The sequence below is a fragment of the Aureliella helgolandensis genome (assembly GCF_007752135.1).
GTDB classification, from domain to species: domain Bacteria; phylum Planctomycetota; class Planctomycetia; order Pirellulales; family Pirellulaceae; genus Aureliella; species Aureliella helgolandensis.
Genome location: NZ_CP036298.1, coordinates 6,766,477 through 6,782,154, shown reverse-complemented (window position 1 = coordinate 6,782,154; position 15,678 = coordinate 6,766,477). Strand labels below are relative to the sequence as shown.

Genomic DNA, 15,678 nt, shown 5'->3' with positions numbered 1-15,678 from the left:
CATGGCAGTTGATAAATTCAAGCGCTGTGATTGAGGCTGACAGCTATTGGGGAGCAGCATTGGGTAGGTAGTTCGAGTAGCCGGTTGTCATGGCTGGCGTTCGCATCGGGTCTGTGTAGTTCGCCGGTGAGTAGTTGGGGCTGGCGAAATTCGGTACTGCTGGGCCGCTCGAGCGGGGGCTAAGCTGGGCGAATATCTGTGGTGTGACTTCCATGACCTGTGGCATTGCATCCGCACTATGTGGCGAGCTCTGCATGTACTCGTAATTCTGCAGGGCCCATTGCAGGGTTTCTTGGTCGTTGAGCCGCCGACTCGTTTCGACTAGATTTTCAAGTGCGGGTAGCGACGGCTTGGCATCGAGGGATGCCAACAGTGCTTGTCGAGCTTCAGCTGGGCGATCCATTTGCAATAGGATGAATCCGAGTTGGTTGGTGGCAATGGCATTGCTGGGTTTGATGGCCGCAGCAGCATGGTAGAAGCTGACCGCGTTTTGCTTGAGCGACTGGGCAAGTTGGAGGTTTGCGGATTCGGCCTGAGCCTGCAAGGTCCGGCCAGCAACGTAATACAGCTCGCTCGCCCAGGGGTGCATTTGAGCAGCGGCGATCAATTGCTGTTCAGCAAATTCACGGTAGTAGGCGGCCGCACTCATCGGGGATAGGTTCGCCAGGTCGATACCCTTGAGAATCGATGTTTCGTGAGAATTCACCAGCCGCAGCAAGGTCTGATTCTCGGGATCGATGCGTTGAGACAATTGGAAATCATCCGCTTCCCGGAACGCTTGCTGAGCAGCCTGCCAAGCTCGCGCTGATTCATTTCCGCCACTGTACTGGTCGAGCACTTGGAATAGATGGGCAATAGCCAGTTCGGTCTCTTCCTGGGCTGATAGGTAAGCCTTGCGCCGTATCAACCCTTCACTCACTTGCATGTGTTGGGTCAATCGCTCTCGGACCGCTTGCCAGCCTGGTGGCAGGGAGGTGTTCTGCAGTTGCGATATCTGTGGCGGTGTTTCCAGGATGCTCTGCGGCACTGCTGCCGGTGCGTTTCTAGATGACGCTTGGCTCTGCAATGCTTGCCCGTCATGGGGGCTAGCGTATGGAGGCCTAGTTATTGAAATGAGCGAGGCTGAGGGGCCGAACTCCACCCGTTCCTCCTGAGCACCCTGACGATTGCCCGACAGTTCAACACTCTCGGCGTCGCCATGGATTTCGCCATGCACTTCCGGCAAATTGGTGGGGAAGGATGTTGGCGGTGGAGCCAGCTGAATCTCCAGCGGCCCAGGGCGAGTTTTAGCTCCGCGGGCTTGCACTGCAGTTCGTGGGGATGTGTCGATCGGTGCTGTTGTGACGCTGTTTGTTGTGACGCTGTTCGCTGTGACGCTGTTCGCTGGCGGTGCAAGGCTGTGTGGCCGCGCTACCGTGGTTTCAACCTGCGAATGCGGTTGGACAGGAACCCAGTTCAGCTCGCGCGTGGTGTCGGCACTGACCGCACCGCGGAAGTAGGGTTCGCTGGCTGCGGGACTGATGGCTTGCTGATTAACTTGAGGAGGGGGCAGCAGGCTGCGCGGTGCAGGGGCTGGACTACCTGGGAGTGTACGTGCCGACCGCTCCACTGGTGGAGGGGACTGAGATTGTTGAAGTTCGGCGCGGTAGCGAGGTTGTAGGATGACTCCGTCTGCGGCCCAAGTTGCTCCTGGAATATTCCCTAATGCGGTAGCTAGCAGCGCGGCCACGCTGGCTTGATTGGTTATCTTCATCGCCGTGGAATCCTACGATCGAGCAAGGGAGGAGCGTTGCGCTTGATGCAATGCTTGCATTAGGCCTACAACCAATACAATCGGTACGCAGACAGTTTTCATCCATCGGCGGTTTGCTCCCCCTGCTCTACCGTAGTTCGTCGGTGTGTCGCATCTTCGGAAGGTAGAAATGGTACAAGCCACACAATCGCTATAGCTTGTGATGCGGTGCCGCAGCCTGCGGCGATCGTGCTCTGCGGCTAGGGTGATGAGGCGAGCGTGCGTTGCCGGGCTGAGGCACTGCCGACCGCGCATAAAAAAACTCCCGAAGTCATCGGGAGTTTTGGTGCGGCTTGTCGCCTTAGCAGTACGTCGACTCTGCGGGCCGCTGCGAATTCAACGCAGGGGCATAACCGCTAAAGCGTCATTCGGTAAGTCCTGCCAACTTACGGCAAAACTGAAACGCTCTCAGCTCGACGGGCCGCTGGCGGTTTGCGGCTGAAGCAGCCGGTGCGCCGTTGAGCCTGACTCAGGCTATTCGCGGTTGTAGTTCGAGTAACCGGTGTTGGCGAACATTTCGGGCTTGCGGGTATTGCTAGGCAGACCGGCAGCTTCGAAGATTTGAACGAGCGCGTCTTGGGTAGCGCTGATCAGAGAATCTCGTGTTCCGCCACTTTCGGCCAGCACGCCGCGGGCGGCAACAGGCAATTGCAGTCCAGCTTCAGCAAACTTTCGCATGTATCCGACATTGTCGATCACACCCTCAAGTGATGGGATCAGGCAATCGTCGTCCGTGGCCGCCGCTGCCTCTACGCCTTCGCGGCAGTCGCTCAGGCGAATTGCAGCCACTTTGTCCAGGCCGATGGTTTCAAGGTGGGCGTCGGTACCGCCACCGATGTGCCATACCCACGAATCAAACACGATTCCAACGTTGGATGAAGTGCACGCCCGCAGTAGGGCTGTAAAGCCCTCGACGTCTTGCACGAACTTGAATTGCTTGTCGGAGGTTGCGCTCGACTGTGGCGAGAATGTCAGTGCCAGGCGGACGTTTTCCTTACCAAATAGCTCGGCAATTTGGTCAACCCGCTTGCGGACCACATCGAAGTACTCCGGGTAAGGGAGTCGATCGGTGGCCCCAGGTAGAGAGACGACAGCCACTTTGGCATGGATTCGCTGTGCAATTTCCGCCACGCCGTTGAGGAGCGCTGCGCGAGCGGTAAAGGTTTCTTCGTCGGCGTCCAAGTCAATCGGAGCGTCGAAGCAGGAGGCTTCCAGTTTGGAGCTCACCAGAAACCGCGATGCGCTCTCAAAGGAACCACGTTGGCACCTTTTGACAATGTCGTCGATATCGATGTCAATTCCACGGAAACCGTATGTCAAAGCCAGTTCGATGATCTCACTTTGACGGCCAGAAATACCTAGTAGCTCTGGATTAAGATTCTTGTACATATTTGTCTCCCTTCGGGGCCTCGTCACTGTTCAATTGCAGTCACTGTTCAATCGCAGCCATCCTTGCCTAGACGGATCGGCGTAAGCTCAAGTTTTCGAACTTGAATCTGCATTACAGTTGGCGTCAAGCGTGGCGATTCAAGGCCTTCTCGACTCTGTTGCTAGCAATGGGACGTACACCATCCTAGATATTGCGCCTACTATAGACCTCGCCGTCGGCATTCCACGCGACGAGTCCCAAGTATGCCACAGCGGTGCAAAATGCGACAGGGGGAAGAGGGCAACAGACTGGTTGCTAGGGGGCACGCTTGCGCAGTTTGCGTTGCAGAGAGCGTCGGTGAATACCCAGGCGTCTGGCTGCTTCGGAGATATTGCCGCCGCAATCCGCTAGGATGCGGTGGATATGTTCCCATTCCGCTTGAGCGAGCGTGGGGACCGGGATTTCTTCTTCCGCCTTAGAAACATGGACTTCAGTTCCGCCACGGGCAAACGCAGTCAGAATGTCATCTGCATCGGCTGGTTTGGGAAGAAAATTGGCAGCTCCCAAACGAATGGCATCGATGGCCGTCGCAATGGAGCCAAATCCCGAGAGGATTAAGAATTGGGTTTCGGGGCTAAGCCGTTTCAATTCTTGGAGCAGGACCAAGCCTGGTTTGCCAGGCATCCGCAAGTCGAGAACCGCTAAATCGGTAGGTTCTGTTTGGAAGGCCAACACCGCTTCGTCAAAGCAACTCGCCACAGCGACTCGAAATCCACGCTCTTGAAAGGCAAGTGCCAGTCGATCTCTTAGCACGATGCTGTCGTCGACCAACAGGATGCTCTGAGCATGTGAAATAGTTTCACTCTCGATCGAGTCAGGCAATCGGTCTTTGATCAATCGAGTTGCCTGCGTTGCTTCGGCCACTTTGGTCTCCAATCCTATTCAGGGAATCGGCCCTCGAAGATTCTGCTTCTCTCCAGCTTAACCGATCCTTGGACTGCGCCGAGTTCTCGAGCCTGGGAACTTTCAGAAATCTGCGATTCTCCCTAGCGAAATGCGCCTCTAAACGCAGTGCTTTGCGCTCTTGGCGTTTTTCTCGGTTCGATACGGAGCTGGCTAGGTCAGTGGTTTTCAGGGGCCAGCTTGCGCGTTCGCTAAGCATGAGTTATTTACGGCTCAGAAGACGCCTCAAACGCCAAGTCCTGTTGTTCGAAGCGGCTCGACCGCTGCTTGGGGAACTGCTGGAATAGCGGACTGCTGGAATAATGCCCCGCTGCGTGACGGGCTGTTGAAATAGTAACCCGCCGCGTGAGCAAGGGAAGATAACCTCCACTACAAGTCAATTAAGGACGCAACCTCCGCATTAAAATTCAAATGGCGATTAAATCAACAGCCCGGCAAGGAAGAGTGGTCGCCGCCCAAAGGGATCGGGGTGCCGCCGTTGCGGTAAAGCAGAAAGCACTCATACATCAACAAGCCGTTAGCACGCAAGTTGCTAAGGCGTGGCCCCTGGAGCGTGGCCCCTGGAGCGTGGTCCCTGGAGCGTGGGCCGAGCCACTCGGACAGGCGACCGGAAATTCTAAACTCGACAGAGCGTCAGTTTCGCCGGCACACCCCCTCTAATTTCGTTGGGTCGGCAAAATAACGGTGGCGGTGGTTCCGTGTCCAGGTTTGCTCTCAAAGTCCAGCGAGCCATTGAGCCGTCGTAAGACATTCTGGGTCAAATAGAGCCCAAGTCCCATTCCCCGCCCTGGTTCCTTTGTGGTGAAGAACGGCTCTCCAATTCGGGCCATGACATCTGCGGGCATGCCGTCTCCGCGGTCTACGACGAGGATCTTCCAGTGGGACTGATGTCGGGTCGCCGAAACAGCCACCTCGGCTCCCGGTTGACTGGCGTCGAGTGCGTTTTGGATGACATTTCGCACCGCCTGAGCGGCTGCCTGGACCGGAAGCAGGTTGGTGAGCGTCTTTACCTGTTCATCGATCTTGATTTGGACTCGGCCCGGCTCGCGCAAGCCAACGGTCGTTTCGCAGAGAAAGGTGTCGATGGTTACAGATTGCAGTTGCTCTCCGGCCGCTTCGCCTGCAGTACTGGTCATGCGGTCCAAGATTTGGCGGCAACGATCGAGTTCCGAGCGGATGAGGGCTACATCGGTCAAGACCGCTTCCGGCGCGTTCTGTTTTTCCAGTGCGCGACTCAGCTCTTTGGCCACCACTGCGATGGTACTCAGTGGATTCGCCAGCTCATGGCCTGCACCAGCTGCCAGGGTGGCGAGAGCCTCCAGCTGGCGATTGCGCACGCGAGCACCTTCGGCCTCTTGCAAGGCTTGCTCTCGCTGCCGCAGCTCACCGGTCAGGATGGTAATGAAATAGGTAATGACACCGGAGCAGGTTGCAAAGGAGACGAGGAAACCGAGCTTGGGAATCGTCCAGATAGGGGCCGTAGGGTCGGAGGCCGCTAGTTGGTTGACATTGGAGAGTTCAGCGAGGGGCAGGGTGTGAATGAGAAGCAGCGTGACGCAAGCCACGGTTGCTCCCCAAATCCCCCAGGCCCAGGCCGGGGTGAGTATGGCCCCGGCGACTGCGACGTTGACGAAATAGAACAAGGCGAAGGGGTTGGCTAAGCCGGCGGAATGGTAGAGCATCCCCGACAAGACCAGGATGTCTACCAACATCAGACTCGATACGACTTGATCGGTCGGGAGGCGTTCTCCGTATTCGAGGCCCCCGCGATGCAGGTGGGATAACCAGAAGGCATAGGCCACGTTGGAGATCGCCGTGATTCCGATCAGACCCAGCAATTCCCAATTGGGGAGCTGGATCTTCAATCCCCAGGCTACGGCCAGCATGGTCAGAAGTTGGCCGGCTACAGCCACCCAACGCAGATGGAGGTACCAAATGGCGGTATCCAGCGTTGGGTGCGCATGGACGTGAGGTCGAATCAGAGGCGACAGGCCCATGGTGAATCCTATGCAGTAGGTAGCACGGTTTTGACCAAATCTTGGCAACCCAGTGCGCGAGTTGTTGCGAAGACTTCCCCGGCTTCAAAGCCAGCCGCGGCCCCAGCATGACCCGCGATGTGGCGGACTCGGTCGAGCGTGCGATGTTTTTCCGGCGGGAACTGCGTCTGGTAACACAGCACCGACGCAATCTTAGTTTCCAATTGTTCGGAAATGTCGACCGTAATATGACTACCGTGCTCAGCTACCTGAGTGGGCTCCAGCCCTAAGTGGAAATTTAGGTGGACAGGAATGATATGAACGGGCAAGCCTGCGAAATGTTCGTCCCATTTAGTCAGCCGCGAGTAGAAGATCGCCGCATCGGTGATGAGCATCGCCTGGTAATGATCTGGGGAGGCCATGGGGGTCTTGTTGCCGAAGCCGATGACAATCTGCGGGCGGTACCTCCGAAACTCCGTGGCCAACGCAACGCGCGCCTCGAAGCTGTCGAATAAGCGGCGATTGGGCAAGGTCAACACCTTGCGCATTGCAATTCCCAACGTCTTCGCCGCCGCATCGGCCTCGGCCAGGCGGATGGCCGGATCATCGCAGCGAGGTGTCGGTTCTCCGTTGGTCAAATCGATGATGCCCACCCGATAGCCTTGGGTCGCAAGTTTTGCCAGTGTGCCGCCGCACGCGATCTCGATATCATCCGGATGAGCTCCGACAGCAATAACATCGAGTTGCAACTCATCATTCTCGTTCATGGATTGCTTCCGGTCGTTAGTTCTATGAAGTGGGCTAGCAGCGTGTCTTCATCGTAACCCGCTGCGTGAGCAAGGAAGGTTGACTACCGCTGCAGGATAGTTGGGGATGCTACCTCGGCGTCAAAGCTAAACGCTCTCAACTCGACCCGCTGCTAGCTGCGTATCTTCATCGTAACCCGCTGCGTGAGCAAGGGAGGTTGACTTTCGCTGCAGGATAGTTGGGGATGCTACCTCGGCGTTAAAGCTGAACACTCTTAACTCAACCCGCTGCCAGCAGCGTATCTTCATCGTAACCCGCTGCGTGAGCAAGGAAGGTTGACTTTCGCAGCAGGATGATTGGGGACGCTACTTTGACGTTAGAGCTGAACACGCTTAACTCAACCCGCTGCTAGCTGCGAGGCTTTCTCATAGCTTGATATTTGACGGATTGTTGATGGAAGAACGCTGTTGGTTTTACTGGGAAGGTCGTACTTGGAACCATGTTGTAGGAGCAACCACCCATCCTTGCTCACGCGGCAGGTCACTATTTCGACCCGCTACTAGCACAACCTAACTGGCATTGTTCGCTAATGGTCGGTATTCGCCTTAACTGCAGTTACCAAAAAGGATGGATTCGACGACTCCAGGCGGATATGGTCCATTTGTTGTTGGCTCCGCGAGATGTTGACCATCATGATTTGCGGTTCGCCGTTCAATGCCTTCAGGGCGGCTTCAATGGCAGTCAAATTATCGAGACTGGCAACGTTGATCACTAGACGTCCACCACTGCGGAGGCGTGGCCAGACCGCTTCGATAAGGCCCACGACGGCCCGCCCCGTGCCACCGACAAACACGGCGTCCGGAGACGGTAAATCTCGCCAGGCATCCGGGGCTTCCCCTAGGATTGGAGTCAAGTTGTCGGTGCCAAAGGTCTTTGAGTTTTCAATCAGTAAGTTGTAATCTTCCGGATCCATTTCGATGGCATAGACGCTGCCCTCGGGAGCCAGTTGGGCGGCTTCAATCGCCACCGATCCGCTCCCGGCACCAATGTCCCAAACGACACTCTGGGAGCATAGGTTGAGTTCCGAAAGTGCAATCACACGGACTTCGCTCCGCGTGAGCAAGCCACGTTTGGGCCGGCTTTGCAGGAAGCATTCGTCATGGTTGCCAAACAATCGCTTGCCTTTCAAACCAGAGGGGCGATCGGGTACATCCGGGTGTCGCACCAACACCATCACATTTAGGCCGCCAAAGCTCTGTTGTGCGATTTCGGGCAACAAGCCTCGCGTCACGCGTTCGTCGGGAGACCCTAGGTTCTCGCAGATATAGGCCGTGAAGTAATCGATCCCCTGATCCAGCAAGGACTGTGCAAGTTTCGCTGGAGGTGTTTGTTCGGTCGTAAACAAGCCGACTTTTTCCGCCGAGCGAATGCGTTGGACAACACGGGGGAGCGATTGGGTCGCCAGGTTAGTGAGGTAAGCTTCGTCCCAGCTCTCTTTCACTCTCGCGAACGCCAATTGCATACTGCTGACGTGCGGCAATACCTCAAAGCGGTCTTTGCCAAGCTTCTCACACAGAAAGCGAGCCGTTCCATAAAACAACGGATCGCCACTGGTCAGGATGACAATCGGGGTTTCAGTCGCGGCAGAGATTGTGGCGGCCATCTCTTCCAGGTCCGCAGACAGAGGCAACTGGGATTGTCCGGTGTGCTCGAATTTGGCCAGCAAATTGGATGGGCCGAGCAGCAACTGGGCCTGAGAGATCGTATCGTGCGCCTGACGCGTCAAGCCATCGACGCCGTCGTCGCCAATTCCAATGATGGTAATTTTGTCGCTCAAGGTGTCTCCCCTAGGATCGTTCGCCGATGGCGAGTCGAATTGTCCGATGGATTGCTGGATTCTACAAAAAAACGGCAGCGGAAGGCCGCTGCCGTTGATAATGATTCTTAGAGTTTAGTCGCTCCCGCAATAATGCAGAAACTAGGCCGAGAAGGAGCTGCCACAACCGCAAGACTTGACTGCGTTGGGATTGTCGAAGGTAAAGCCTTGCTTCTCGAGGCTGTGGTACCAGTCGACCGTGGTTCCGTCGAGGTATAGGGAGCTCTTCTTGTCGACAACGACAGCAACGCCATGGTGTTCGTAGCGGCTGTCGGCTGCTTCATCGAACTTGTCATCGAAGGACAGTGTGTAGTTGAAACCACTGCAACCGCCACCGGCTACGCCAATTCGCAGGAACATCTCATCGCCAAATTGGTTTTCTTCGCGGAACTTTTTGACTTGGTTAGCAGCATTCTCGGAAAGTAAAACGGCCATCGAAAGAGCCCTCTCAAGTGTATTGGTTAAAGCATTTCAATTCGCACTGAGGCGTATTAAGCAGCTAGCGCGCGTCACGGATATCTCTACTTTATACGGCAAAACCCCACGCGGAGGCAAGTCGCGATTGCTGGACTGTACTTTTAGGGCGATTTCTTGCCAGAATTCGCAGTTGTAGCAATCAATTTCTCGAGCCAGGACTCCAGAACGCTAGGCGACTCGTCACGATCGCGACCGCCGCGCGACGGCTCGTTGATTGGCGGATGTTTGGGTGTTAACGCGGGTGGGAGGTGCCACTAACTACCCTGTAGGGGCGTCTGCCTTTCCTTGATCACGCCGGGAGGGCTATTTCAGCAGCCGGAGCACAAGCCCCAAGTGCTGGCTGCTGCCGAGCGATTCCGGGATGCGACTATTGGGGGGGATCGCTTCTCTTGGGAGATTTTCCCATGCGCTGACGGAGTTGCTGAGACAGTTGGTGGACTTCATCCATTTGCACAGCTGCCACGTTGCTATTTTCCTCTGCATCGGCCACTTGATCGTAGAGCATGACGCCGGTTGAGTCCCCGCGAGGGGAGGTGTATTCGCTGTACCGCCACTTGTCCGAACGGATTGTATCCCCTGCCCCGAATCGACCGACGGCAAATTGTTTACCCGGTAAGCTTGGATCACGCATTACAGGCAAAAGGCTGGTGCCCTCAAGGCCAGGTGGATGCGGGATCGCCGCCAAATCGCACAGGGTTGGGTAGACGTCAATGAATTCCGCCATCGACTGGACTCGCGTTTGGGGCTGCACAAGAGTATCGCCAGGTGCGCTGATCAGTAATGGAGCCTGCATCGACGTTTCAAAACAGGAGTGCTTGTTCCACATCCCGTGCTCGCCAAGCTGCCAACCGTGGTCGCCCCACAACACGACGATGGTATGGTCAGCGAGTTTGAGACGCGCCAGAGAATCGACCACTCGACCAATTTGAGCATCGGCAAAACTAACGCAAGCGTAGTACCCATGGATCAGGTTGCGCGCGGTTTCACGCTCGACCGGCCCGCGGGGCTGGATCCCGGCGTAGGCGCGTAGTTCACCCGAGTTGTGGACCGCTCCCTGTGGTGCCCCTTGGGGCGGGAAGTAGTTCGGGGGAAGGTCAATTGAGTCGTGATCGTAGAGGTCCCAATACTTCTGGGGCGCATTGAAGGGTAGGTGCGGCTTAAGGAAACCGACCGCTAGGAAAAACGGTTGCTCAGGGTGTTCGGCATACTTCTCCAAGTACTCAATAGCCCGGCTGGCGCAGTCCGCATCGGGGTAGTTCTCTTCGGGACCGTCAAAGGCCTCGAACGCTGGCCCTCGATGATTGGACTTTCCAGGCCATTGCTGTTTGTTCTGCTGCACCGCTTGGCGTTCGCTGGCGCGATCCTGGTAACCCCGCTTGGGAGAACGCCATGCGGGCTCGGACCAGCCATCGGCATGGTCGGTTGGATGATGGAATATTTTTCCAAGGCTAATGGTTTCGTAGCCATTTTGCTTGAAGTGAGTATGGAGTGGCAACGCATCGGGGACTTCGCGTTCTGCCCACGTTAGATGGTTGACGAACTGAGTGCGATTGGGACGCTGGCTCGTCATCAATGCAGCTCGTGAGGCGCCGCAGGTCGGTACCATGCAATACGCGCGTTCAAACAGGACACCACTTGCTGCCAGGCGGTCGATGTTGGGAGAGTGCATCTCCGGCTTGCCATAGCATGCCAGTTGCGGACGCAAGTCGTCGACCGCAATGAACAACACGTTGGGATGCTCCGGTGATGCAGCGTGCAATCGGCAAACCGAACATAGGAGGAGTAGAAGCATCGCTGACCGGATTGCAAGCGTCATCGGATAGGGCCTTTTCGGTAGAGTTTTTTAGATTGCTGCAAATGGTAGTTCCGGCTACCTAGTCGACTCCCTCTGTGGCGACTGTCTTCATGCGTGCCACCGCGGTGGAATTGAGGGCGGCAATTCCACGAAGTCGTTCCGCGTGGGACCTATCCGCTAACCCATTCCGCAATTCGATGGCTTGTCTGCGATGCTGAATCCCCGAAAGCGAGATGTTAGTATATTCTCCCTCCCTAGACGGCCGGCAGGCCGTTCCCGATTTGAGGGCAGGACCTCTTTCCGCCACGCTCGCTGCTACCTACCTCTTCGTGTCAAAAGTGCATGATTACACACCGCACGGTAGCGATAGGGGCGCGAAGTAATAGGTCCGTTGCAGGATGCCCTACTTGTTTGCGGCGAAGGATTGCTAGGGAGTGGCCGGTAGCATTACCGCCTTGGTTTTAATGCGGACAACATGGCTGTCGGCCGTAACGTACAGCCAGCCCTCAGGGCCGAACGTGCAATTGCTAGTGGCCAATCCGGTGAGTAGGCGCCCGAGCAGTTTCGCTTCGGACGAGAAGATGTAAATTCCGCCAGGTCCACTAGCCCACAGGTTACCGGCTCCATCGACCGTCATGCCGTCAGGTAAACCAAGCTCCGCTCCAACGCGGTGGGTTGCGTCGTAAAACTCATGGCCCTTGCCGAGCGTCCCATCGGCTTGCACTGGAAAGGAGGTCCAAGTTGCATGTTCGGGATGCGACTGCGCCACATACAGCGTGCTTTCGTCGGGAGAGAAGGCGAGTCCATTGGGACGCTCTATCTCCTTGGTGAGCAGCGTGACGGTACCATCCGGACTGAGTCGGTACACACCACAGAAATCGATCTCGCGATGTGGGTCGGTAAACCTTTCCGGTAGGCCGTACGGAGGATCGGTAAAGTAAAGGTCGCCGTTGCGTTTGAGGATCGCATCATTCGGGCTGTTGAAGCGTTTGCCCTGATAGTTATCGGTGAGCGTCCGCTTCCCCCCCTGCTCTGTCAAAACACTGATGCGTCGATCGCCATGCTCGCACATTACCAGCCGTCCCTGCAAGTCCTTGAGCAGGCCATTGCTTCCGGGTTCCAGCCCGTAATAGGTGACCCCGGTATAACCCGATGGAGACATGAATAGGCGGATGCCCGAATCTTGCGACCATTGAAAGATGCTGTTCCTGGGGATGTCCGAGAAGAGTAGGTGTCCCTCGGCTCCGCCCATCCATACCGGGCCCTCGGTCCAGGTAAATCCGCTGCCAAGAATCTCCATCTTGGCGTCTTGCTCCAGCAAGGAATCGAGTTCCGGTGATAGTCGTTCGACCGTCCCCAAGTACTGTTGCGCCACGACGGAGTCCTGTACAAAGAGAAGTGAGGAGAGGACCAGGATGAGGTTAGGCAGACGCCAAGGATGGTAGGCTTTCATGGGATGCTTCTTCAGGTTGAAGTTAGGGCGCGATTCGCGCGCCACGAGTTAAATAGGCGAATAGGTCAATGATCTGTGTGTCATTCAGCTCTTTCAAGACATCCGCGGGCATGAGTGAGGTCTCGATAGCTTGCAGCTCTTCGATATTCTTGCGCTCGATAATGATCCGCTGATTGTCGGCGGTCGCTAGTGTAACTGAGTTGAGATCCTGGGCGGCAATCATGCCGGTCAAAAGTCGTCCGTCATCGGTCAGAATCTTGTACGAGACGTACCCCTCGCGAATCTCGATACTCGGAGCGATGATCGCTGGAAGCCAAAATTGAAGATTGCCTCGGTCGTAATTGTCCAGCGGCGGACCAATCGCCACTCCCTTGCCAAACAGCTGATGGCACGTTGCACAGCGAGTGGTAAAGACGGCGGCGCCTGCGTCTGGATTTCCCTTGCTTTGTTTTAGCAAGGAAGTCAAACGTTGGATTTCAGCCACTTGCGCGGGAGACGATATCTCGGCTGGCTTTCCAAAGGCCTGTTCTACGGCCTCGACCACCTTGGGGTCCGAGAAAGTGCGCAGTCGTTGCACCACATCCGCTGGGATGTCCTGTTTCTTCAGTCGCCAATGGTTGATCTCATTCAACAACACTAACGCCCAACTCGCTCGCGTGGCTAACGTGCGGCAACCGCTGGCTCGCAAATTATGCTCGCCGGAAATCTGAGAATCAAAGGCCCGGGCAATCGCTTGTGGAATCTTCGGATCGTCATAGAGACTCAACGATTGAATGGCCACTCGTTGCAGCGCGGGCGTATCGGCAGCACCGCCTGTCGCCAGGCTTAGCAAGACATTCATTGCTTTGGGATAGGGGGAAATGCCAAAGGCAGACGCGATTTCAATCCGCAACCCTAAATCAACTTGGCGATCTACCAGTTTGGCGACCGCGTCGTCGTATTGCGATTGATTGCCCTGCTTCACTGCCAGCACAATGCCAGCTTCGCCGCGAGCCGCATGGTATGCCTCAAGTGCCCGGTCAATCTCATCAGGTAAGGGAGGTAAGGTGCGGCCCTGGAAAGCTTGGTTCAGCCCTTCCACAAGCAATTCCCGCGATGCACCGTTGGGTGCAAGTTTCAGTAGTTGAACGCATTGCTCCAAATCGGCAGGAGTTCCGGAGGCTGCGTAGCGCTGCATCAGGCGTTCCGCGACGGTTGATTGCATCAACGGCAACTCCCACAGGGCGGGATCGGAGGCGAATTGCTGGATTGCCTGCGTCTGGGCCGCATGCGCTTCAATGGCCCACCACAGCATCAGCGGCTGGTGGGGATCGGATTGATCTTCGGTGTATTTCAGCAGGTTTCGTACGATGGATAAACCCAAGTTCGCCTCCACACGCTTGGCTGTAGCGGCGAGTTGGCTACGGACTTGAACGTCAGACTCTTGGGCAGCCAGTTCGATCAACTCAGGGATTCCTGCATGACGATCTCCCAACAAGCGAACGACCCATCGCCGCAAATTGGCATTGGAATGCTGGAGAAAGTTTGCCGCTCGCTGCGGGGTGAGTTCTCCCATGGCATTGAGAACCCACAGCGATTCTAGAGCTCCCGGTGAATCTGATTTGATGCGTTGCAGGAGTTCACGCTGCAATTCCACTCTCTCGGTGACTTGTTTCTCACTCAGGTTCGCAGCCTCCTCGTAACGCCAGCTCAGCTCTAGCACCGCACGCTGACGCACCCATTTGTTGGGATGAGAGAAGAGCTGGCTGAGCTTCTGCGCAGAAAGTAGATGGAGGTCGCCCAGGTCGTAACTAGGACTCGAGTCGGTCGGATGAACACGATAGACTCGACCACTTTCCTTGTGCCAATCATCGGTTGGGCTAACGTGGCTCAGGCGTGTGTCATACCAGTCGGCAATATAAACGGCGCCGTCGGGGCCTACGCCGCTGTACACGGGACGGAACCAGCGATCGCTGCTTTCCAGTAGATTGGTTTCGTCGTTGGTTTGGTAGGACGATCCGTCTGGCCGCAGGCTGCTGTGCCAAACTAGGTTGAGCATAGCGTTGGGAGCAATGATCGATCCGTTGTATTCCGGTGGAAGGAGGCCTCCCTCGTAAATCAAAAAGGCTTGGGGGAATCGACGTCCATCTCCTTCGAATTTCATGGGATTGAAGAAACCGAATGCGTAGGGATTGGTCAACGGACCGTGCTTGCCCCAGTTTTTGTGGGAGTAACTTCCCTGAGGGTAGTACCAGCCCCGCGTGTTGCCGCCGTTGGTTCCGGAGAACACCCTTCCGGCCGCATCAATCTCTAAACTAAATGTATTGCCACCACCCTCTGCATAGATCTCAAAAACTTTGGTGCTGGGGTGATAGCGCCAGATGCATTGCCCTTGGAATGAGATTCCTGGCGTTACCTCGGAACTTACGGTTCCACCGGAGGTGCTGCCGTTGGCGCCATAGAGCCATCCGTCCGGGCCCCACATGAGGCTGTTCGCTACGGAGTGGGTATCTTGCAATCCGAATCCCGCTAGGTGAACCTCCGGATCGCGATCGGGAACATCGTCTCCATCCGCATCGGGATAGAACAGTAAGTAGGGAGGATTTAAGACCCAGATGCCACCCCGTCCAGGCGCTACCGACGTGGCGATATTGAGTCCCGTAATCACATCGCGATGAGTATCGTACTTCCCATCTCCGTTGGTGTCCTCGAACACCGTGATTCGGTCTTCACCAGGAACATGGTTGGGAGGAGCTTCTGGAACTTTGTCGAACACCGCTCGCAGATGGTGATCAAATCGCACGACCTTAAGGCCCGCTGGATACTGGTATTGTCGATATTGCGCTACCCACATGCGTCCTCGGGAATCCCAACTCAAGAACAGCGGCTGAGACAATTCCGGCTCGCTGGCGACAAGATCGATACTCAAGCCGTCCCGCATGGCAAACGACTTGAGTGCTTCCAGCGGGGGCGTGGGCTGCGAACCATCGGACTGCACGCCTCGAGGCGGAAACGTCCTCATGATCTCGGCGACTTTTTCATTCCCCGCCTGCTCCAGGGGAGGTGCTGGCTCCTGGGCTCGGGCCCTGAGGCTCGAGCCCACGAAGATGGTTAGGCAGCAGAATGCTACCGAAACAAGCTGAGAGACGGGAGATGGTAGGGGGCGGCAGGAGATTGGGCGGGACATAGCGACTTGAGAATTGGAGGTGAGGCGGCGGGAGGTGTCGATCTTTCCCAACTATTCTAACCCG

At 56.3% G+C, this 15,678-nt stretch carries 10 protein-coding genes; all 10 read right to left on the bottom strand.

Going from position 1 to position 15,678, the window contains the following annotated elements; translation table 11 throughout:
- Positions 1 to 43: 43 nt before the first annotated feature.
- The 10 genes from Q31a_RS23825 to Q31a_RS23780 all read right to left on the bottom strand — a co-directional run bounded on the left by Q31a_RS23825 (position 44) and on the right by Q31a_RS23780 (position 15,614).
- Positions 44 to 1,753, bottom strand: coding sequence for a tetratricopeptide repeat protein (locus Q31a_RS23825; protein WP_145083391.1), 1,710 nt, complete (start codon positions 1,751 to 1,753; stop codon positions 44 to 46).
- 513 nt (positions 1,754 to 2,266) lie between these two features.
- The gene (locus Q31a_RS23820) at positions 2,267 to 3,181 is read right to left on the bottom strand and encodes a TIM barrel protein (protein WP_145083388.1); all 915 of its coding nucleotides are present in this window, start codon (positions 3,179 to 3,181) and stop codon (positions 2,267 to 2,269) included.
- A 295-nt stretch (positions 3,182 to 3,476) separates the two neighbouring features.
- Positions 3,477 to 4,085 (bottom strand): response regulator transcription factor, encoded by a 609-nt coding sequence (locus tag Q31a_RS23815; RefSeq protein ID WP_231690917.1) that lies wholly within the window; start codon positions 4,083 to 4,085, stop codon positions 3,477 to 3,479.
- Between the two features lie 695 nt (positions 4,086 to 4,780).
- A complete protein-coding gene (locus tag Q31a_RS23810) occupies positions 4,781 to 6,121 on the bottom strand; it encodes a sensor histidine kinase (RefSeq protein WP_145083382.1) in 1,341 nt (446 codons plus the stop codon).
- Positions 6,122 to 6,129: 8 nt separating this feature from the next.
- The gene (locus Q31a_RS23805) at positions 6,130 to 6,867 is read right to left on the bottom strand and encodes a PIG-L family deacetylase (protein ID WP_145083379.1); all 738 of its coding nucleotides are present in this window, start codon (positions 6,865 to 6,867) and stop codon (positions 6,130 to 6,132) included.
- Positions 6,868 to 7,433: 566 nt separating this feature from the next.
- On the bottom strand, positions 7,434 to 8,684 hold the full coding sequence (cbiE, locus tag Q31a_RS23800; protein WP_145083376.1) for a precorrin-6y C5,15-methyltransferase (decarboxylating) subunit CbiE: 1,251 nt from the start codon (positions 8,682 to 8,684) through the stop codon (positions 7,434 to 7,436).
- A gap of 141 nt (positions 8,685 to 8,825) precedes the next feature.
- A complete protein-coding gene (locus Q31a_RS23795; protein WP_145083373.1) occupies positions 8,826 to 9,158 on the bottom strand; it encodes a HesB/IscA family protein in 333 nt (110 codons plus the stop codon).
- Positions 9,159 to 9,567: 409 nt separating this feature from the next.
- Positions 9,568 to 11,016 (bottom strand): sulfatase, encoded by a 1,449-nt coding sequence (locus Q31a_RS23790; protein ID WP_145083370.1) that lies wholly within the window; start codon positions 11,014 to 11,016, stop codon positions 9,568 to 9,570.
- Positions 11,017 to 11,422: 406 nt separating this feature from the next.
- Positions 11,423 to 12,448 (bottom strand): SMP-30/gluconolactonase/LRE family protein, encoded by a 1,026-nt coding sequence (locus Q31a_RS23785; RefSeq protein ID WP_145083367.1) that lies wholly within the window; start codon positions 12,446 to 12,448, stop codon positions 11,423 to 11,425.
- A gap of 22 nt (positions 12,449 to 12,470) precedes the next feature.
- A complete protein-coding gene (locus Q31a_RS23780; protein ID WP_145083364.1) occupies positions 12,471 to 15,614 on the bottom strand; it encodes a PVC-type heme-binding CxxCH protein in 3,144 nt (1,047 codons plus the stop codon).
- Positions 15,615 to 15,678 lie beyond the last annotated feature (64 nt).

Bases quoted from the DNA above. Each gene is read 5' to 3' on its own strand.
- Q31a_RS23825 (WP_145083391.1), bottom strand. From the start codon at position 1,753: ATGAAGATAACCAATCAAGCCAGCGTGGCCGCGCTGCTAGCTACCGCA.
- Q31a_RS23820 (WP_145083388.1), bottom strand. From the start codon at position 3,181: ATGTACAAGAATCTTAATCCAGAGCTACTAGGTATTTCTGGCCGTCAA.
- Q31a_RS23810 (WP_145083382.1), bottom strand. From the start codon at position 6,121: ATGGGCCTGTCGCCTCTGATTCGACCTCACGTCCATGCGCACCCAACG.
- Q31a_RS23805 (WP_145083379.1), bottom strand. From the start codon at position 6,867: ATGAACGAGAATGATGAGTTGCAACTCGATGTTATTGCTGTCGGAGCT.
- Q31a_RS23795 (WP_145083373.1), bottom strand. From the start codon at position 9,158: ATGGCCGTTTTACTTTCCGAGAATGCTGCTAACCAAGTCAAAAAGTTC.
- Q31a_RS23790 (WP_145083370.1), bottom strand. From the start codon at position 11,016: ATGACGCTTGCAATCCGGTCAGCGATGCTTCTACTCCTCCTATGTTCG.
- Q31a_RS23785 (WP_145083367.1), bottom strand. From the start codon at position 12,448: ATGAAAGCCTACCATCCTTGGCGTCTGCCTAACCTCATCCTGGTCCTC.
- Q31a_RS23780 (WP_145083364.1), bottom strand. From the start codon at position 15,614: ATGTCCCGCCCAATCTCCTGCCGCCCCCTACCATCTCCCGTCTCTCAG.